General features: G+C 67.4%; 17 protein-coding genes and 3 tRNA genes. 9 read left to right on the forward strand and 11 right to left on the reverse strand.

Annotated features, from left to right (window positions below; translation table 11 throughout):
• Nucleotides 1–122: 122 nt before the first annotated feature.
• Nucleotides 123–725 carry a DUF305 domain-containing protein gene (locus BN1186_RS00980; RefSeq protein WP_040281700.1) on the forward strand — a complete coding sequence of 201 codons (603 nt, stop codon included), beginning with the start codon at nucleotides 123–125 and terminating at the stop codon, nucleotides 723–725.
• Nucleotides 726–833: 108 nt separating this feature from the next.
• Here the strand turns inward: BN1186_RS00980 and BN1186_RS00985 are convergent.
• Nucleotides 834–909 (reverse strand) — tRNA-Lys (locus BN1186_RS00985).
• A gap of 83 nt (nucleotides 910–992) precedes the next feature.
• Nucleotides 993–1,325 carry a thioredoxin family protein gene (locus BN1186_RS00990; protein ID WP_040281702.1) on the reverse strand — a complete coding sequence of 111 codons (333 nt, stop codon included), beginning with the start codon at nucleotides 1,323–1,325 and terminating at the stop codon, nucleotides 993–995.
• A 97-nt stretch (nucleotides 1,326–1,422) separates the two neighbouring features.
• Here BN1186_RS00990 and BN1186_RS00995 point away from each other — a divergent pair, with 97 nt between their 5' ends.
• Complete coding sequence (locus BN1186_RS00995) at nucleotides 1,423–2,874, forward strand: HNH endonuclease (RefSeq protein WP_040281704.1); 1,452 nt, start codon at nucleotides 1,423–1,425, stop codon at nucleotides 2,872–2,874.
• A 6-nt stretch (nucleotides 2,875–2,880) separates the two neighbouring features.
• Here the strand turns inward: BN1186_RS00995 and treS are convergent, their stop codons facing one another.
• The 5 genes from treS to wrbA all read right to left on the reverse strand — a co-directional run bounded on the left by treS (nucleotide 2,881) and on the right by wrbA (nucleotide 9,383).
• Entirely contained in the window at nucleotides 2,881–4,668 is a 1,788-nt protein-coding gene (gene treS, locus BN1186_RS01000; RefSeq protein WP_052459622.1) for a maltose alpha-D-glucosyltransferase, read from the reverse strand.
• Nucleotides 4,665–5,684: a DNA topoisomerase IB gene (locus BN1186_RS01005; RefSeq protein WP_040281706.1), complete on the reverse strand. Its 1,020-nt coding sequence runs from the start codon at nucleotides 5,682–5,684 to the stop codon at nucleotides 4,665–4,667. Before BN1186_RS01005 ends, treS begins: the two co-directional genes overlap by 4 nt.
• Nucleotides 5,685–5,716: 32 nt before the next feature.
• On the reverse strand, nucleotides 5,717–6,559 hold the full coding sequence (gene nadE, locus BN1186_RS01010; protein WP_040281708.1) for an ammonia-dependent NAD(+) synthetase: 843 nt from the start codon (nucleotides 6,557–6,559) through the stop codon (nucleotides 5,717–5,719).
• Nucleotides 6,560–6,607: 48 nt separating this feature from the next.
• Complete coding sequence (locus tag BN1186_RS01015) at nucleotides 6,608–8,572, reverse strand: heavy metal translocating P-type ATPase (protein WP_082031051.1); 1,965 nt, start codon at nucleotides 8,570–8,572, stop codon at nucleotides 6,608–6,610.
• Nucleotides 8,573–8,783: 211 nt separating this feature from the next.
• On the reverse strand, nucleotides 8,784–9,383 hold the full coding sequence (gene wrbA / locus BN1186_RS01020; RefSeq protein WP_040281711.1) for an NAD(P)H:quinone oxidoreductase: 600 nt from the start codon (nucleotides 9,381–9,383) through the stop codon (nucleotides 8,784–8,786).
• 403 nt (nucleotides 9,384–9,786) lie between these two features.
• Between wrbA and BN1186_RS15875 the strand changes: the two genes are divergently transcribed.
• The 3 genes from BN1186_RS15875 (at nucleotide 9,787) to BN1186_RS01035 (ending at nucleotide 12,460) form a co-directional block, all read left to right on the forward strand.
• The gene (locus BN1186_RS15875; protein ID WP_040281713.1) at nucleotides 9,787–10,017 is read left to right on the forward strand and encodes a beta-galactosidase small subunit-related protein; all 231 of its coding nucleotides are present in this window, start codon (nucleotides 9,787–9,789) and stop codon (nucleotides 10,015–10,017) included.
• A 22-nt stretch (nucleotides 10,018–10,039) separates the two neighbouring features.
• Nucleotides 10,040–11,437 (forward strand): MFS transporter, encoded by a 1,398-nt coding sequence (locus tag BN1186_RS01030; protein WP_040281969.1) that lies wholly within the window; start codon nucleotides 10,040–10,042, stop codon nucleotides 11,435–11,437.
• 159 nt (nucleotides 11,438–11,596) lie between these two features.
• Complete coding sequence (locus tag BN1186_RS01035) at nucleotides 11,597–12,460, forward strand: recombinase zinc ribbon domain-containing protein (RefSeq protein ID WP_246043196.1); 864 nt, start codon at nucleotides 11,597–11,599, stop codon at nucleotides 12,458–12,460.
• On the opposite strand, the gene BN1186_RS01040 is transcribed toward BN1186_RS01035, so the two are convergent.
• Nucleotides 12,453–12,528: transfer RNA gene (locus BN1186_RS01040), tRNA-His, on the reverse strand. The genes BN1186_RS01035 and BN1186_RS01040 overlap by 8 nt on opposite strands.
• A gap of 65 nt (nucleotides 12,529–12,593) precedes the next feature.
• Nucleotides 12,594–13,247: an oligoribonuclease gene (gene orn, locus BN1186_RS01045; RefSeq protein WP_052459623.1), complete on the reverse strand. Its 654-nt coding sequence runs from the start codon at nucleotides 13,245–13,247 to the stop codon at nucleotides 12,594–12,596.
• 58 nt (nucleotides 13,248–13,305) lie between these two features.
• Here orn and BN1186_RS01050 point away from each other — a divergent pair.
• Nucleotides 13,306–13,378: transfer RNA gene (locus BN1186_RS01050), tRNA-Arg, on the forward strand.
• A 5-nt stretch (nucleotides 13,379–13,383) separates the two neighbouring features.
• Here the strand turns inward: BN1186_RS01050 and BN1186_RS01055 are convergent.
• Nucleotides 13,384–13,971, reverse strand: coding sequence for a 2'-5' RNA ligase family protein (locus tag BN1186_RS01055; RefSeq protein WP_040281715.1), 588 nt, complete (start codon nucleotides 13,969–13,971; stop codon nucleotides 13,384–13,386).
• 22 nt (nucleotides 13,972–13,993) lie between these two features.
• On the opposite strand from BN1186_RS01055, the gene BN1186_RS01060 reads away from it, so the two are divergent.
• From BN1186_RS01060 to BN1186_RS01070, 3 genes are read left to right on the forward strand one after another with little or no spacing between them, the layout of a single operon-like run.
• Nucleotides 13,994–15,394, forward strand: a complete 1,401-nt coding sequence (locus tag BN1186_RS01060; RefSeq protein ID WP_139650733.1) for a PrsW family intramembrane metalloprotease — start codon at nucleotides 13,994–13,996, stop codon at nucleotides 15,392–15,394.
• A complete protein-coding gene (locus BN1186_RS01065; RefSeq protein WP_052459625.1) occupies nucleotides 15,391–17,115 on the forward strand; it encodes a GTPase family protein in 1,725 nt (574 codons plus the stop codon). Before BN1186_RS01060 ends, BN1186_RS01065 begins: the two co-directional genes overlap by 4 nt.
• Nucleotides 17,112–18,743: a GTPase gene (locus BN1186_RS01070; RefSeq protein ID WP_040281717.1), complete on the forward strand. Its 1,632-nt coding sequence runs from the start codon at nucleotides 17,112–17,114 to the stop codon at nucleotides 18,741–18,743. The genes BN1186_RS01065 and BN1186_RS01070 overlap by 4 nt, the downstream gene beginning before the upstream one ends.
• A gap of 1 nt (nucleotide 18,744) precedes the next feature.
• Here the strand turns inward: BN1186_RS01070 and BN1186_RS01075 are convergent, their stop codons facing one another.
• A complete protein-coding gene (locus BN1186_RS01075; protein WP_040281719.1) occupies nucleotides 18,745–19,236 on the reverse strand; it encodes a hypothetical protein in 492 nt (163 codons plus the stop codon).
• Nucleotides 19,237–19,290 lie beyond the last annotated feature (54 nt).

Genomic DNA, 19,290 nt, shown 5'->3' on the forward strand with positions numbered 1-19,290 from the left:
CACACATGACGTAGATCGATCTGGATGCATCTTGAGCAATTCTTGACCTAAGACGAGCCGTCGCTGGGTTTGCGGAACATAGCGTTTGAGTGGACCATTCATACAGTCCTTTGGAGCATCCTATGAAACAACCCCGCCGCATCGTCCTTGTTTTCAGTGCGCTGGTGACCATGGGGTCACTCGTCGCGTGCGGAACCACGACACAACCCTCTGAATCCACAACACCCGCGGTTGTCACTGCATCTGTTGAGCAGGTGTCAACTCAGCACAACGACGCCGACACGATGTTTGCGCAGATGATGATCGTTCATCACGAGGGTGCCATCGACATGGCTGATCTCGCGCTGACCAAGGCTGACAGGGACGAGGTGAAGGCACTCGCGGAGCGGATCTCAGCAGCGCAGGGCCCGGAGATCGAGCAGATGTCCGCTTGGCTTGAGACGTGGGGCGAACCCACCGACGCCGGTGGACATGCTGGCCATGGGGGCATGGACATGAATGGAATGACGCAGGAAGAAGTGATGGGCCAGTTGGAAGGCTTGTCCGGCGCCGAGTTCGACGACTCCTTCCTCAAGGCTATGATCGCCCACCACGAAGGCGCTGTCGAGATGTCCGAAAGGCAGTTGGTCGACGGTGAGAATCCTGAAGCCCTCGCCTTGGCCGAGACGATCATCGCCGATCAGAAGGAGGAGATCGCAGAGATGCAGGGCCTTCTAGAGGGCTGAACCGTGCTGAGTTGAGCTTCACCAGTGGCTTCAGTTCGGTGCTGCTGCGTTCCCAGAGCAAAAACAACCGTTGCCCTTGTCTCCCGGGAGACAAGGGCAACGGTGGGTTGGTACACCACCAGGGACTCGAACCCTGAACCCGCTGATTAAGAGTCAGCTGCTCTGCCAGTTGAGCTAGTGGTGCGCGCGAGGAATAACTCTAGACCTCGCGAATCGAGTTGTCCAATCGAGCTCGCTTCGAGGGTGAAAGGCCTTGTGGGGGCCGAGTTAGTCGATGATGTTCGGCAGGGCCCGGTCCAGCGCGTCCTCGACGTCGAGCCGGGTCTCAGGGCGGGTCACGCGGGAGACCTCCTCGCCGTCGCGCAGCAGCACCATGGTGGGCCACAGCTTGATGCCGAAGGAGCGACCCAAGGGGAGGCCCTTGCCGTCGGCCACCTTGATCCGCTTGATGTCCGGGCGGTTGTCCAGCGCGTCATTGAGGGCGGGGGCCGAGGCGCGGCAGTAGCCGCACCAGTTCTGGCCGAACTCTAGGGCGACAAGGCCGGACGTTGCGTCGATCTCGTCACGGGTGGGCTGTTCATCCTGGTATCCGAGCGTCATGTCCACAGCCTAATGCGCCGTGCGGGCGGCGGAAAAGGGTCAGACAAATCTTCGGTCAGGGCTTCCCTCGGTCGAATAGATGGGCTAATATATAGGCATGGAAAACGGTGATGCACGCGAATTAGCGGAGAGGCTGCTCGAGGAGCACCTCGCTGAGCGCCGTGCCCGTGCCAACCAGGTGCTCCTGGTCGCGGAGTTGGCTGAGCACTACATCCTCCCGGCCGGTGCCGAGGTGGTGCACGGCGTGATGGTGGATGCCCTGGTGGAGGAGGTCTATCCCATCGGGGGGCCCGGCGCGCCCAACATCTCCGAGTTCGCTCCCCTCGAAATCGCGGCGCTGCTGCGGATCTCCAAACGCAAGGCTGCCGTCATGATCGAAGGTGCGGTCTTCCTCAAGTGGCAGCTGCCCACCCTGCATCAGAAGGTGGAGCGCCTCCTGGTGGATGCTGACCGCGCCGTCCAGGCGGCCTATGCGGTCTCCCATCTCCCGCGTGAGCTGGCAGAGGTTGCCATTGAGAGGTGGTCACTCATCCAGGAGCGGTACTCCTGGGCAGGGGCCTTCAAGAGGCTGGACGAGATCATCGCAGAGGTTGATCCCTGGCGTGTCGTGGACGAAGAGAAGGCGCTGGAGCAGCGGGAGGCAAAGGTGTCCACCGGCTCACTGCTACCGGGCCAGGCGGTGTTGGGGTTCGTGGAGGCCACCGTCGACGTCATCGACGCCAAGCTGTTTGACGCCGCACTGAGCCAGATCGCGGAGCTGTTGAAGAAGGTGCAGGGGGATGAATCGACCCTGGACGTGCGCCGCTCCAAGGCCTTCGGAGTGCTGGCACGCCCCGCCTACGCGTTGGCGTTGCTCCAGCAGGGAGCCAGGAACCTGTCCGCAGAGGATCAGTTGCCTCTGGAGCCGGTGGGTGATGACGGCCTGCCGCTGCATGCTTCCGCCGAGCGCTACCTGCCCTCAGGATGCGCCGGCCATGTGTGCGGCACCATCGATGTGCCCCTGGAGCGGCTGATGCCCAAGGTCAGCGTCGACGTCGTGGTCGAGGCTGACGCGGTGGGCGCACATGCCATCGCCCGCATCGACGACGCCGTCACCATCGCCGTGGAGTCGCTGGGCGACGTGCTCGAGGGTAAGAACGTCAGGCTGCGGCCGGTCATCGATCTGCCGCGGATGCCGGAAGAGGATCAGTACCGGCCCAGCGTCGCGATGAGGCGGGCAGTCCTCACCCGGTGGCGCACGGAGTGCTTCCCCTTCTCGAATTCCAGATCGATCAAGAAGGATCTGGACCACATCATCGAATGGGTGAAGAGCAGGGGTCCCGGGCAGACGAATCTCTGGAATCTGGTGCCTGAGCCCAGACGGTTGCATCGCGCGAAAACAGCGGGGCTGTGGATGCTTTTCATGGATGAGTACGGCCGCGCCATCTGGACGAGCCCGCTGGGGTTCCGCTACGTGGTCACCCCGTACGGGACCGAGCCGTTGTTGTCGCTGAGTCGTTACGGCCGCGACTACACGCGGCACACGATCCCCCTGTCCCGTGCTTCGTGAATTCCCTCAGGCCTCTTCCGCAGGGGGATCAGTGAACAGCAGCCATGCGTAGCCGTACGGCGGCAACTCGATGCGGTAGTTCTGACCGATCACCTGAGGAGCCTCGGGGATGCTGCCCGACAACACGGCCGGCGTCTGCCCCTCCAGTCCGGGGAGTGTGAACCCCGCCATCTGCGGCCAGGCCGTGAGGTTGTTCACGCACACCACCCGGGTGCTGCCCTGCCGGCGCTCGAAGGCCAGCACCTCCTCCAAGCAGTCCAGCTCGTGGTACGCGCCGATGCCGAACACCTCGTGCTTGCGGCGCTGTTGGAGGGTGTGGCGCAGCCAGTTGAGCAGCGACTCGGGGTTGGCCTGCTGGTCCGCGACGTTGACCGTCTGCGCCCCGAACGGGGGCGCGCAGGGGATGGGCTTGTTGAACAGATACGGGTTCGCCTCCGAGAAGCCGGCACCGGGCATCTCGCTGGTCCACTGCATTGGGGTGCGCACCCCGTCGCGGTCCGGCAGCCAGATGTTGTCGCCCATCCCGATCTCGTCGCCGTAATAGAGCACGGGGGAGCCGGGCAAGGCCAGGAGCAGCGCGTGCATCAACCTGATCTGCCGCTCGTCGTTGTCCAGCAGCGGCGCGAGGCGACGGCGGATGCCCAGGTTGAGGCGCATCTTCGGCACCGGGGCGTACTCGTTCCACAGGTACTTGCGCTCGTCCTCGGTCACCATCTCGAGCGTCAACTCGTCGTGGTTGCGCAGGAACGTGGCCCACTGGCAGCCGTCCGGCAACTCTGGGGTGTCGGCCAGGATCTCGCTGATCGCCTGGCGTGAGCCCTGCTTCAACGCCATGAACAGCCGTGGCATGACGGGGAAGTGGAACGCCATGTGGAACTCGTCGCTGTCTCCGAAGTACTCCACCACCTCACGCGGCCACTGGTTCGCCTCCGCCAGCAGCATCCTGCCCGGATACTCCTCGTCCACCATCGCGCGGATCTTCTTCAGGATCTCGTGGGTGCCTGGCAGGTTCTCGCAGTTGGTGCCCTCTTCCTCGACCAGGTAGGGCACGGCGTCGAGCCTGAACCCGTCGACGCCCAGGTCCAGCCAGAACCGCAACGCGTTGAGGATCTCCTCGAGCACCTTCGGGTTCTCGTAGTTGAGATCGGGTTGGTGGCTGTAGAAGCGGTGCCAGTAGAACTGCTTGCGCACAGGGTCGAACTCCCAGTTCGACTCCTCCGTGTCGAGGAAGATGATGCGCGCGTCCTGGTACCCGGTGTCATCGTCGCGCCACACGTAGTAGTCGCCGTACGGGCCGTCGGGATTCTCGCGCGACTCCTTGAACCAGGGGTGGTCCGACGACGTGTGGTTGAGCACGAAGTCGCTGATCACCCGGATGCCGCGGGCGTGCGCCTCCCGTAGCAGTTTCTTCATGCTCTCCTGGGTGCCCACCTCCACCTGGACGCCGGTGAAGTGGTCGACGTCGTAGCCGCCGTCGCGTTCGGGAGAGGGGAAGAACGGCGGGATCCAGATGCAGTCGACGCCCAGCCACGCAAGGTAGTCGAGTTTGCCGATCAGACCGTTGAGGTCCCCGGTGCCGGTGCCCGTGCTGTCGGAGAACGAACGCACCCACACCTCGTAGAAGACAGCCTTCTTGAACCACATGGGGTCATCGCTGAGGCCGCGGGCGGGCGGCGCCGCGGCCTCGGGCTCTGGGGCGGGAACGGCGGGGCTGACGGCGGTCCACGTGGGCGTCGCCGGCGACGGGTTCGTGGGCGAGGGCTGGGGGATGATCCCAGGCTGCGGTTCGGTCATGGCTGAATCTTCCGCGATGATGACAACAACTCAAGGACGGCCTGCTCCAGGCTGCTCTGGCGGGCGTTGGTGGTGCTGTAGCGCTTCTTGGCCGCGTCGACGATGGTCTCGCCCGATTCGTAGGCGTCGATGATCCGCGGGTCGATGTAGGACGAGCGCGCCACCGTCGGCGTGTTGCCCAGGTAGCTGGCCACCTCCTGTACCGCCTGGGTCACGGCCCTCTTCCGCGAGGCCTTGGTCTTGGCGGGCTCCTCCGACCAGGCGAGCACCTCGGCCGCGATCACCGTGGCGTGCCAGGTGCGGAAGTCCTTGGCGGTCAGCGCGCCGCCGAACAGGGTGCTGAGGTACTCGTTGACGTCGGCGCTGCTGAGGTCGTGCCAACTGCCACCCTCCTTGTAGGCGAGCAGCCGCTTCGAGTCGCTGTGCCTGCTGCGCAGCTTCTCCAGCGCCTCGATCGCGGGCTTGTCGTCGACGGCGATGCTGTGCGCGATCCCGGATTTGCCGGTGAAGGAGAACACCAGATCGGAGCCCTTGCGCCGTACGTGCTGACGCTCCAACGTGGTCAGCCCGAACGAGCCGTGGGCGTCGGTGTAGGCGTCGTTACCGATCCGGAAGTAGCCCACGTCCAGCAGCCGCACCGCGGTGGCGGCGGCGCGCTCGAACGGCATGTCGTCCTGGTTCAGGTCGCGGGCGATCCGACGGCGGGCCGACGGGAGCATCTCCGCCGCCGTCGCGATGCGCTGGAACTTGTCGCGGTCCTGCTTGATCCGCCACTGCGGGTGGTACAGGTACTGGCGGCGCCCCGCCTCGTCGGTGCCGGTGGCCTGCAGATGCCCGTTGGGGTAGGTGCAGATCCACACGTCGGTCCAGGCCGGCGGGATGGCCAGCGACTTGATCCGCTCCACCTCTTCCTTGGGCAGGGCGTCGCCGTCGGCATCGGTGTAGCTGAACCCCTTGCCGCGCTTGCGTCGCGTGTAGCCCGCCTGCCGCGGGCTGACCCTTCTGAGTCTGACCATGAGTGAAGGGTAGGGGTCAGCGACGCCACCTGTCAGGGGTTCAACGTGGATGAGTCGCGCCACCAGGTGTCGAAGATGGTCACCGGCACGGTGCGCTTGTGCCGGGAGCGCAGCCAGGTGCGCTCGATGTGCGCGGCGGCCTCGTCCGGTACCTCGCGACCCTCCAGGTAGGCGTCGATGTGCTCGTAGCTGACGCCCATCTCCACCTCGTCCGGCTGGCCGGCCCGCTCGTCGAGGAGGTCCGCGGTGGGCACCTTGGCCCACAACTGCTCCGGAGCCCCCAGATGCCGGAGCAGTTGCCGGTTCTGGCCCTTGTCGAGGCCGAACAGCGGCAGGATGTCCGCCCCGCCGTCGCCGAACTTGGTGAAGAAACCCATCACGGATTCCGCGCCGTGATCGGTGCCGATCACCAGCAGGTTGTTGTCACCGGCCACGGCATACTGCGCCGCCATGCGCATCCTCGCCTTGACGTTGCCCTTGTTGAAGTCGGTGATCTCCGCGCCCACGCTGGTGGTGTACTCGGCTTCGAACGCGTCGACGGCGGTGCCGATGTTGAACGTCACCTCCCGGTCGGCGGCGACGAAATCCATCGCGGCCTGCGCGTCGTGCTCGTCGTGCTGCACGCGGTAGGGCAGGCGCATCGCGAAGAATGTCGCCTCCCCGCCCTGCTCGCGGACGCGCTCGGCCGCGAGTTGAGCCAGGCGGCCGGCCAACGTCGAGTCGAGGCCCCCCGAGATGCCCAGGACGAAGCCCCTGGTGCGGGTCGTGGTCAGGTAGTCCGCCAGGAACTGCACCCGGCGCTCCACCTCCTGGGCCGGATCAATGACGGGCTGCACCCTGAACTCCTCGACGATTCTTCGCTGGATCTCACGCATGGCACCATTGTCGCTGATGGTGACCAGCGCAGGGTCATCGAGGCGACGCTAGGCGTGGGCGTGCGTGCGCTCGTCGCTGCCACGCTGGAGTACCTGGCCACCGGCCGGTGACGCGCCCCGAGGCAGCCGCGCGGCGCGGAGCCCGTTGAGGATCACCAGCACCTCGGCCACCTCGTGGATGAGCACCACGGCCGCCAGCCCCAGCACGCCGGTGACGGCCAACGGTGGCAGGACAGCGATGATCGCCAACGACAGCACGATGTTCTGATCGATGATCGCCCTGCCCCGCCGGGCATGGTCGAAGGCGGTGGGGATGAGGCACAGGTCGTGGCCGGTGAAGGCGACATCGGCGGATTCGACGGCGGCGTCCGAGCCGCGTGCTCCCATCGCGACACCGACGGTGGCCGCCGCCAGCGCCGGCGCGTCGTTGATGCCGTCGCCGATCATCGACGTCGGCCGCTGCCTCGACCAGTCGGCGACGATACGGGCCTTGTCCTCGGGGCGAAGCTCGGCCTGCACATCGTCGATCCCGGCGTCGCGGGCGAGGGCCGCTGCGGTGCGGGCGTTGTCGCCGGTCAGCATGCTCACTGTCAGCCCGAGTTCGCCGAGTCGGGACACGGCCTCGGCGGACTCCGGGCGCAGCTCATCGCGCACACCGATCGCCCCGGCCACCTCGCCGTCGAACTCCACCAGCACGCAGGTCTGCCCGGCGGCCTCCATCCCCGCCACCTCCTGACCCAGAGGACCCGCGTCGATCCAGCGTGGGCTGCCGACGGTGACCCTGCGGCTGTCGACGGTGCCGGTCACGCCCCGTCCCGCCTCCTCGGTGACGCCTGCCGCGGGGGACGGGGTGGGCACGGCGTCCGCGATCGCGGTGGCGAGGGGATGGGTACTGTGTCGCTCCACCGCCGCTGCGGCCGCCAGCACGTCGCCCTCGGCGAACCCTGGTGCGGGGACCACGCGGGCGACGGTGGGCTCGTTGCGGGTCAGCGTGCCGGTCTTGTCCATGGCGACGTGGCGGATGCGGCCCATCTCCTCGAAGGCGGCGCCGCTCTTGATCACGATGCCCAACCTGCTCGCGCCGCCGATCCCGGAGATGACCGTGATGGGCACTGCGATGGCGATGGCGCAGGGCGAGGCGGCCACCAATACGACAAGTGCGCGCGTGATCCACACCGTCGGGTCGCCGAGCAGCGAGCCGATGATCCCCACCGCCAGGGCCAGGAGGATGACGCCTGGCACCAGCGGCTTGGCGATCCGGTCCGCGATGCGCGCACGGGTGCCCTTCTCCGCCTGGGCCTGCTCGACGAGGCGCACGATGGTGGTCAGCGAGTTGTCGCTGCCCGGCGTGGTCGCCTCGACCTCCAGGGCGCCGGAGGTGTTGATGGCGCCGGCCGGCACGTCGCTGCCGGGCTCGACCTCCACGGGGATGGATTCGCCCGTGATGGCGGAGGTGTCCAATGCAGAGTGGCCGGAGCGCACGACGCCGTCGGTGGCGACGCGTTCCCCCGGCCGCACCAACAGGACCTGCCCGGCCGCCAGTTCTCTGGCTGCGACCTCCCGTGGCGCGCCGCCCACCAGGACGGTGGCCGTCTCGGGCACCAGGCGCAGCAGGGAACGCAGCCCGCTGCGCGCCCGGTCCATGGCCTTGTCCTCCAGTGCCTCCGCGAGGGAGTACAGGAAGGCGAGCGCGGCGGCCTCCTCGACGTAGCCGAGGATGACGGCGCCCACGGCGCTGATCGTCATCAGCAGGCCGATGCCGTAGCTGCCCCTGGTGACGAGTTTGCGGACCGCCCCCGGCACGAATGTCCAGGCTCCCAGCAGGAGGGAGATCCAGAAGGAGGCCAGCGCCGGGAGGTCCGCATCCAGCCAGTGGAGGAGAAGGCCGAGCACCAGGAAGACGCCGGAACCGATGGGCAGTATGAGGCCGGGGTCGCGGTACCAGGGCCTACGCTCCTCGTCCTCCTCGACCGCCACCGGTTCGTCATGGCTGCAACCGCACGCTGAGCTCACACCCGCCTCCTTCGCGTCCGCGATGACTCTATCGCATTACCCCATGGGGTATCAGCCGGGCTGGCTCAGTGGGGTCGTTCATGGTGGAAAGCTCATCACTCTCTCCGCGCTGTGTCACTGCTGCACGCCGCCATCCTATCGCCGCGACCGCGCGCAGAAGCGTCGGGGCGCCACCTCAGCGGTGACGCCCCGACACAGAATCAGGAGTGGCTCAGCCGGCCAGCTTGCCGCCGACCTCGATGACGCGCTGGGTCATGTGCTCGAGCGCATCGATGGTGGCCTGTTCGAGTTCGTTCTGGTTCTCGGCGCCGGTGACGTGCGAGACGCCGTACGGGTTGCCGTCGACGAACTTGAGACCGTCGGTGTAGCCGGGGGCCACGATGATGCCGCCGAAGTGCATCACCATCTGGTAGATGTGCTGCAGCGTGGTCTCCTGGCCGCCGTGCCGGGTCTGCGACGAGGTGAAGGCCGCGTAGGCCTTGTTCGCGAGCTTGCCCTCGGCCCAGAGGCCGCCGAGCGTGTCGATGAACGACTGGAAGGAACCGGTGACGTTCGAGTAGCGGGTGGGGGAGCCGAAGATGACCGCATCCGCCCAGACGATGTCGTCGCCCGTGGCGGACGGCAGGTCCTTGGTGGCCTCGTAGTTGGCGCTCCACGCCGGGTTGTCCTTGAAGACCGACGGATCGACGGTTTCCTTGACGTGGCGCACGCGCACCTCGGCGCCCGCGGCCTCCGCGAACTTCTCGATCTGCTGGGCCATCTTCGTGCCGTGGCCGGTGGCTGAGTAATAGATGACGGCGAGCTTGGTCATGTAGGGCTCCTTCTGAGGTTGGTGACACAGCATCTGCCACGCTAGTGGGGGACCCAACCGCCGGTCAGAAATCCATGTGACTAGTAGGATTTCTCTGCCAGCGCGTCAACCCCGTGGTGTAATGAGCTATGTCTCACCGTCGAGAACCCACCGCCGCGCAGTCGCGCCGTCCGCTGCCAGTCCTGCTGGCCCTGAGTCTCCTCGTCGGGGTCATGTCCCTGGTACCCGACACGCCCGCCGCCGCGCTGGACCCGGACCTCGCCCAGTTCGGCCAGGCCGCGGCCTCGGCGGAGCAGTCCGACCGCGACGGGACGTTCCCCGCCAGCAACGCCATCGACGGCGATCCGGCCACCCGCTGGGCCAGCGGCAACGGGCCCGACGAGGCGGTCTGTCCCTCACCGCCGTGGGGAGCGAGACCTTCTCCTTCAACGCCTCCCCTTACACGCAGGACGGGCTGGCGAGACGTGCCCACAGCTATGAACTCGTACCGGCGGGCAGCACCGTTTTGTGCCTGGACCACGCCAACGCCGGGATCGGGTCCAACAGCTGCGGTCCTGAACTCCTCGAAAAGTACCGCGTGGATGCCGAGACGTTCCGGTTCGACATCACCGTGATTCCCACCATCGAGCAGTGAACTAGTGAAGGGTCACAACGACGTGCATGCCACCCAAGAGAAGACGTACCTCAAGTGGTACAACAAGATCGGTTATGGATCGGGCGATGTCGGCGGGAACGTCGTGTATGCGTTCCTTTCCGCGTTCGTCATGATCTACCTCACCGATGCCGTGGGCTTGAACCCAGGCATCATCGGCACATTGATCATGGTCTCCCGGCTTTTCGACGGGGTCAGTGACCTCTTCTTCGGAAACCTCATCGACCGCACGCATACGAAGATGGGCAAGGCACGTCCGTGGATGTTCTGGGCGTACTTCGGTTGCGCCGCCACGCTCATCGCCACCTTCGCGATCCCGACCAACGTCGGCCAGACCGCGCAATACGCCTGGTTCTTCATCGCCTACACGCTGCTGAACGCGGTCTTCTTCACGGCCAACAACATCGCCTTCTCGGCGTTGACGGCGCTCATCACCAAGAACGGTGCCGAGCGTGTGCAGATGGGCTCCATCCGCTTCATGTTCGCCTTCGGGACGAGCATGCTCATCCAGACCTTCACCGTCGCAGGTGTGCAACAGTTCGGTGGCGGCGCCGAGGGCTGGCGCACGATCGCCATCATCTACGCCGTGATCGGGCTAGCCGTGAACTCGCTGTCGGTGTTCTCGGTGCGCGAGCTTTCGCGCGAGGAGCTTGCGGACCGGCCGGGCGCCCACCATGACCCCGCGGAGCTCGCCGAGGTGGAGGTGACCAGCTTCAAGGAGGCCGCGAAGCTCGTGGTGGCCAACAAGTACTACCTCATCATCCTACTCGTGTTCCTCCTGGCGCAGATCTTCACCGCGACGCTCAACATGGGGATCTACTTCATGACGTACATCCTCGGCGACGCGAACCTTCTCGGAGTCTTCGCGTGGGCGATCAACGCGCCGTTGATCATCGGTCTGCTCTTCACCCCGTTCCTCGTGAAGCGGTTCGGTGAGATGTACCGGGTGAACATCACCGGGTATGTGATCGCGGTCGTCGGCCGGCTCGGTGTTCTCGTCGCGGCGTACATGGGCAGCATTCCCCTCATGCTCCTCTTCACGGGCCTGGCCTCGCTCGGGATGAGCCCGCTGCAAGGCACGTTGAACGCACTGATAGCCGAGGCGTGCGAGTACACCTACCTCACCAAGAACCGGCGCATCGATGGGGTCATGTACTCCTGTACCTCGTTCGGCGTTAAGCTGGGCGGCGGAATCGGGACGGCACTGGCAGGATGGCTGCTCGCATGGAGTGGCTACGTCGGTGGTGCGGACACGCAGCCGGAGTCCGCGCTGCAGATGATCAGCTTCATGTACCTGTGGATCCCGGCCATCATGAACTTCATCATCCTGCTGCTGCTGACGCGCCTCGACGTGGAGAAGGCCAATAGGAGGGTCAAGGCGGAGATCGCCGTCACCGCGTGACGCCTCGCGCTCTTTCCGAAGACCCTGCTCGAGTCTGCTTCTTCACGGGATGGTTGTGCTGGGGTTCCGCAGCTGATTTCGTGGAAAGAGAGCGGATCGGGGGGTTGTGGGGGATTGCGTGATCAGCTGCTGACACGTCGTGTCACTAGGGGCGGGGGTTTGCCGGCTCTTCCCAGACACGAGGCAATCGTCCCGAACGAGGTGTGGGATCAGGTGCAGACCGTGCTCGGCACCCACCGCTCGGCCGCGGACGCTACCCAGGTGCACGAGCACTACTTGAAAGGCACGGTGTTCTGCGGGCAGTGCGGCTCGCGCCTGATCGTATGTAACGCGAAGAGCAGCCAAGGCACGATCTATCCCTACTTCGTGTGCGCGAGCAGGCACGGCGGCAGGGGCGACTGCACCCGACAGGCGATGCTGATCGAGCAGGTTGAACGACTCATCGAACGCTTCTACGCCAAGGTGCAGATCGACCCGGAAACGATCGAGGCGGTCTCGGCGATGATCCATGCCCGGTTCGACGAAATGATGGCCGAAGGAGCCGCTGAACTCGCCGACCTCGCGTCCCGGAGGACCCAGCTCGGAGGCGAGCAACAGAAGCTGCTCCAGGCTCACTACGCGGGGGCGATCCCGCTCGACCTGCTCAAGCGGGAACAGGACCGGATCACCGCGTCGCTGGAGACCATCGAGTACCGGATCACCGCGCACCACGACCACTACGCCGACGCGAGAGCGAACCTCGACGACTCACTGAAACTACTGTCCAACGCCGCCGACATCTACGAGCATGCCGACGATGCGAACCGTCGGCTCCTCAACCAGGCGCTGTTCAAGACGATCGACATCGACGAGGACAACGACGTGCGCGTCGGCTACCGCAACCCGTACGACGGGCTGAGCATCCCCGGCCTCCATGCCGACGCGCTGAGCTGGGCCGCCGAGGCAAAGAAGATGGGCCAGGCTGAACCCTCGACCAAGGGCGGACCCTTGGTCGCGAGTTCACACCTGACCCGTTTGGGGTGAGTAACGGGATTTGAACCCGCGACATCCTGGACCACAACCAGGTGCTCTACCAACTGAGCTATACCCACCATTGCCGGTTGCCCGGCAGCGACCAATGTTAGCGCACGGGCGGCAGACTTGCGAAATCCGCGGCTCAGCCCTGCGCAGGCTTCTTCACGGGTGTGTGTGGGGCGGGCTCTGGGGCGCCGGTCAGCGAGCCCCGGTGCCGGGCCGCGATCTCGCGCAGCAGCTCCGACGACGGGCCGGGCTGCGGCAGGAACAGCGCCTCGCGGTAGTAGCGCAGCTCCTCGATGGACTCTTGGATGTCAGCCAGTGCCCGGTGGTTGCCGGACTTCGCCGGGGCGAGGTACTGCACGCGGGGATACCAGCGGCGGGCCAACTCCTTGATGGAGGACACGTCCACGTTGCGGTAGTGCACCCACTGCTCGAGTTCGGGCATGTCGCGGGCGAGGAACGCGCGGTCCGTGCCGATGGTGTTGCCGGCAAGCGGCGCCTTGCGGGCCACCGGTACGTGCTCGCGCACATACTCCAGCACCTGCCGCATCGCGTCGTCCATCGTGGTGCCGGTGTGCAACTGATCGAGGAGGCCGGACTTGGTGTGCATGTCGCGCACGAAGTCGCCCATCGCAGCGAGTTGCTCGTCGGACGGCTTGATGAGGACGTCCACGCCGTCGCCCAGTACGTTGAGTTCACCGTCAGTGACCAGCGCCGCAACCTCGACCAACGCGTCGGTCTCCAGATCGAGGCCCGTCATCTCGCAGTCGATCCACACCAGTTTCTCACTCATGCCACCCAACCTATTGGGCTGGGAGCACAAACTGCCAGCGGGCTACACTGAAGCGCCGGCCCCCGTGGCGCAATGGATAGCGCAACGGCCTTCTAATCCGTGGGTTGCAGGTTCGAGTCCTGCCGGGGGCGCTGTCTCACAGGGACCAGTTGGCCAGCTCGACCCAGTCGAACCAGCCCAGCTCGGGCCGCACCGTCACCGAGACCAGGTGGACCTGCCCGATGTGCACCGTGCCGATCGCCTGCGCGGATTCCAGCCGACGGTGGACCTCGGCATCCTCGACGTCACCCGTCGCGTACGCGAGGGTCAGGTGCGGCGCGTGGGGCGGGTCGAAGACCTCACCGCCGAACAGCTCGGCCGCGCGGCCGGCGGCGCCGATCAACGCCTCCCACCCGGGTGATGCCTCCGCGACGCACTCCACGGCCCGCTCCTGCACCTGCGGGGCGCCCACGTTGAGATCGAAGGCGGCCACGTCCTCCAGTTCGGCCGTCACCGCCTCGGCCAGCCGGCTGAGTTCGGCATGCTTCAGGTCGTCGAACTGGGCCAGCCGACGCACGGTGAAGTGTCGCCACGCATCGGGCACGAGCGGCAGGTGCGGCACCCCGTCGATGAGGGCGGCGGCTTCGTCCAGCCGCTCGCGCACGGCGTCATCGGGGAGTGCGTACAGGTGGAGGGAACCGTCGTTGCGGTCCCATGGGGGCATCTGTTCGAAGAAGCTGCGCATGCGGTGAGGGTACTCTGACCGGGTGAGTACCGCGCAGATCAGCCCGAGCCGGCGCGAACGATGGCTCAACGGCCTTCCGCAGACCGGGGGTCGTCGTCCCTGGTGGCAGCGACTCCTGCGCAGCCCCCTCTTCTGGATGGCGCTCATCCTCCTCCCGCTGTACTACTGGATGCTGTACGACCAGTACTGGCTGCTGCACCCGGACCGCGAGTTCGAGGACGGCACCCGGGCGCTCGGGCTGACCAACGAGTCGATCAAGCTGGGCGCCTACTGGGCGATGTGGACGCTGCTGGCCTACACCGCGTTGTTCATCCTGCTCGACAGATTCCGCGCCTCGAACCCCGTGGTGTGGCTGCTGTCGTTGGGGTGGGGCGCCTGCGCCTCCACCTGGTTCTCCATCTACGTCAACACCTGGATGGGCACCGCCATGGCCACCACGCAGGCCAACGCCGACGCGGGCTCGCGCGCCGCGGTCTTCTCTGCGCCGTTCGTGGAGGAGTTCGCCAAGGCCACCATCCTGGTCCTGCTGGTGATCCTGTGGCGCAACAAGATCGTCTCGCGCCTGTCGATCATCACCCTGTCCGGCCTCTGCGCCGTCGGCTTCGCGTTCACCGAGAACATCATCTACTACGCCCGCGTCTGGATGCAGGCCACCAACGACATCACGATCGCGGAGCCGAAGGAATCCTTCATGGAGCTCGTGATGCTGCGCGGCCTCTACACCTCGTTCGGCCACCCCCTGTTCACCATGATGACCGGCGCCGGCCTCGCCATCGGGTTGGGCGCCCGGTCCAAGTGGGTCCGCGTGATGGCCCCGGTGGCCGGCTATCTGCTGTCGTGCGCCGGGCACATGCTGTTCAACGGCCTGGCCTCCACCAACCATCCCGACAACCTCATGACGCAGTGGTACATGGCGCTGGGCCTGGTGGGTGTCATCATCGTCTCGCTGATCGTCAGCATCATCGGCAACGCCCAGCTCATCCGCGCGCGTCTCACCGACTACCAGCGGGCGGGCTGGCTCACGGAGCGCGACGTGGAACTCTTCGGCCGCCCCACCCGCCGCTTCAAGCTGCTGCTGTACGCGCTGTTCCGCGGGCCCCGCACCTGGTGGCGCACGTCCAAGCTGGTGCGCCGCGTCACCGAACTGGCCTACCTCCGCAACGCCATGACCCGCGGCACCGTGGCAGCACCGGGCGACGACCACGCCCACGACCTCATCCTCGAGATCCACGAGCTGCAACAGGTGGCGTTCAGCGACTACGCCGGCCACCCCATGATCCCGCCGCGCAAGAACAAGCGCAGCCAGCTCCCGCCACCGCCGCCTCCGCAGGACGGTCCGGGCGGGCCGCTGACCAGTAACTACGCCCAACCGTCCGCGCCTGGCCCGGCCGGCGTCGGCGGCAACTATCCTGTGCGTTCATGAGCGGTACACAGAGGCTTGTCGAGGCGTTCCACCTCCTCGATTCCTCCCTCCCAGCGGCGCAGTTCCCGCTTCCCCTCGACGGCGCGGAGTCGCTGCGCAGCCTCGCCGGCTCCCTGGCCCACCAGGTGCGCGACTACCTCCTGCCGCGCGCCTCCCGGCTCGACGCGCCGCTGCTGGCCGTCGTCGGCGGCTCCACCGGGGCGGGGAAGTCCACCCTGGTGAACTCGCTGCTGCGCGCCGAGGTGACCCGTCCCGGCGTGCTGCGCCCCACGACGAAGTCGCCGGTGCTGATCTGCCACCCCGACGACGAGGAGTGGTTCCGTTCCGACAAGGTGCTGCCCGGCCTGGTGCGCACCGACACGCAGCTCCACGACTCCCGCGCGCTGCACATCGTGGCGTTCCCGGACCTGCCCCCGGGCCTCGCGCTGCTGGATGCGCCGGATATCGACTCCATCGACGACGCCAACCGCGCGCTCGCCCGCCAGCTACTGCTGGCCGCCGATCTCTGGGTCTTCGTGACCTCGGCCGCCCGCTACGCCGACGCGGTGCCCTGGGACTATCTGCAGCAGGCCCAGGAGCGCAACACCATGCTCGCCGTCGTCGTCAACAGGTGCCCGCCCGCCGCCATCAGCCAGGTCGCCGGGCACCTCGCCCAGATGTTGGCCGAGCGCGGACTCGCCTCCGCCAAGCTGTTCGCCGTCGCTGAGCGCGCGTTGCCGCCCGACGGCATGCTACCGCTGGCGGATGTGGGCGGGCTGCGCCAGTGGCTGGGGCAGTTGGCCACGCAGTCCGAGGCCAGGGCACAGGTGGCCACGCAGTCCTTGGCCGGGTCTGTGCGCTCCCTCGACCCGCAACTGCGCGAGCTGATCGCCGGCATCCAGCGCCAGGACGAGGCACTGCAGGAACTGCGCGAGCAGTCGGTGGGCACCTACCGGCAGGCGGCCGCCGAGGTGGCCGAGGCCGCAGGCGACGGCACCATGCTGCGCGGCGAGATCCTCAGCCGCTGGCAGGACCTCGTGGGCACCGGCGAGTTCATGCGCAACATCGAGGAACGCATCAGCGCCTTCCGGGACCGGATCACCGGCTGGTTCCGCGGGGAACCCAAGGTGGAGGCCGTCGAGGTGGCGATCTCGGACAACCTGGCAGCCGTGCTGAAGGAAAAGGGGCAGTGGGCAGCCGAGGACACCGCGGTAAAGTGGTCCCGCACCCGCTGGGGTCGCGACATCATCGCCGCCGAACCCGCGTTGGCCCGCCCGTCGGCGGGTTTCGACGAGGCCGCCACCGCCGCCATCCGGGCCTGGCAGTCAGACGTGATGCGCCTCGTGGAGGACCAGGGCCGCGGCAAGCGCATGAAGGCACGCGTCCTGGCGCTGGGCACCAACGTGCTGGCGCTGGCCCTGATGATCGTGGTCTTCGCCGCCACCGGCGGCCTCACCGGTGCCGAGGTGGGCATCGCCGGCGGCGCCTCCGTGCTGGCCCAACGCCTCCTCGAGGCCGTCTTCGGTGAGGGCGCCGTGCGCAGGCTCGCGGAGCAGGCGCAGAAGGATCTCGCCGGCCGCGTCGAGGGCGTGCTCGCCGTCGAACTGGCCCGCTACGGGGCGATCCTGGATTCCCTCGCCGTGGACGAAGGCGCCACCGCACAACTCGAAACCGCCGCCGCCGCGCTGCGCGACGCCGCCCGCAGCGCGTTCGACGACCTGACCGCCCCGGACCTCACATGAGCCAGATCTCCGAACAGCTCACCACGCTGGGCGAGGTGCTCGACCTCGCCCAGGGCCGCGTGCCGGCGGAGGCCGAAGGGCGCGCCCGCGCCATCCTCACCCACGCCCCCCGCAGGCTGGCCGCCGGCGCCCAGACCGTCGTCGCCATCGCCGGCGCCACCGGTTCCGGCAAGTCCAGCCTGTTCAACGCGCTGACCGGCACCCGCCTCGCGGAGCAGGGGCCGCGCCGCCCCACGACGTCGCTGACCATGGCCGCCAGCTTCTCCGCCACCAACACCCAACTGCTGGACCTGCTGGGGGTGACCCGCCGCCACGAGGTGGCCCCACCCGTCGAGGGCATGGCCGATCTGATCCTCCTCGACCTGCCGGATCACGATTCCACCGCCACCGCCCACCGTGAGGAGGTGGACCGGCTGGTTTCGCTCGTCGATCAGTTCATCTTCGTGCTCGACCCCCAGAAGTACGCCGACGCCGCCATCCACACGTCCTACCTGCGGCCGCTGGCCCGGCACCGCGAGGTGGTCACCGTGGTGCTCAACCAGGCGGACCGGCTCTCGCCCGAGGACCTGGCGCGTTGCCTGGCGCACATCCGCCGGCTCCTGGACGACGACGGGCTCCACGACGTGCCCATCCTCGCCACCTCCGCGGTCACCGGGCAGGGGGTCGACGACCTGCGTGCGCGCCTCGCCAAGCTCGCCACCGGCAAGCGGGCCGCCACGATGCGTCTGGAGGCAGACGTCGCCGTCGCCGCCCGCGAACTGGACGCGGCGATGGGCCGCTCGTCGACCCGCGAGGTGCGCAAGGAGACCGTGGCCCGCCTCAACGCGCAGCTCTCGGCCGCCGCGGGCGTGCCCACGGTGGTCGACGCCGTGCGCAGCTCCGTCAAGCACCGCGGGCACCTGGCCACCGGGTGGCCGTTGGTGAAGTGGCTGAGCCGGCTCAGGCCGGACCCGCTCAAGCGCCTGCGCCTGGGCACGGCGGCCGTCCAGCAGATCACGACAGGCTCGAAGGAACCGGCGGGGCAGGAGTCGACGGGGCTGACCCAGCGCAGCTCGCTGCAGACGCGCTCGGCCGCGGCGTCGTCGCACCTGTCGACGGGCCTGCGGGGGCTCACCAACGAGTTGGGCGAGGACATGCCGCCCGGCTGGCAGGAATCCATCGGGCGCGCGGTCCACACCTCCGAGGGAACGTTGGGGGATCAGTTGGATCGTGCCATCGTCGTCACCGACCTCAAGGTGGACCGCACCCCGGCGTGGTGGCAGCTCATCCGCGGCCTGCAGTGGGCGCTGATCGTCGCCGTGGTGGCGGGCGCGCTGTGGCTGGCGCTCAACGTGGTGTTGAGCTACTTCGGGCTGCCGAAGGTGGAGATCTACCCGCTCGGCCCCGAGGGCGGGCTGCAGGTGCCGGTGCCGTCGATCATGGTGATCGGCGGCGTGCTGCTGGGCATCGTGTTGTCCGCCGTGTCGGGGGTGGCCATCCGTATCGCCGCCAACGGAGCCGCGAAGCGGGCCCGCAAGGCCCTCGACAAGGCCGTGGCCGAGGTGGGGGCCCGCCACGTGGTCGCCCCCGCGGAGGCAGAGGTGCAGCGCTACGGCAAGGCGCGCGAACTCCTCGATCGCCTCCTCTGAGCTAGCCCGCGTTGATCGCGACGGCGGGCTCGGGCTTCTCCACCCGGCCACCGCGTTGGAGGCCCACCCATTCGCGGACCGGGCGGGCCGTCAATGCCAGCAGGACCAGCACGCTGAATGACGCCACCACGACGGTGCTGAAGCCCGCCTGATAGAGGACGCTGGCGTCGGTGAGTTCCGTGACGCTGTTGAAGGCCACGAACAGCATCAGCAGGATCTTCGCCCACCGCACGCGCACGATCGTCAGGCCCGCCAGCACCACCGGCACGAGGATCATCAGTGCGCCGAAGACGTTGACCAGGCCGCGGCCGGCGTCGGTGAAGGCGCCGGAGAGGTCGAAGCCCCACCAGTACACGGCGAAGAGGATGGCCTGCAGGCCGATGAGGCCCACTGCGAGCAGCAGTTGGAACGGCGGGAGGTGGTGGCGCTGCGTCCGGTTCTGCGGGGTCACCTGGGCGGGGTGGCGCCGCGCGGCGCCGTCGACCTCGAGCACCGGCAGGTTGCCGTCGGTGGTGATCCGGTCCCCGCCGCCGTTGCGGTGGTGGTA

It is taken from the genome of Tessaracoccus massiliensis (genome assembly GCF_000826065.2).
Classification (GTDB): domain Bacteria; phylum Actinomycetota; class Actinomycetes; order Propionibacteriales; family Propionibacteriaceae; genus Arachnia; species Arachnia massiliensis_A.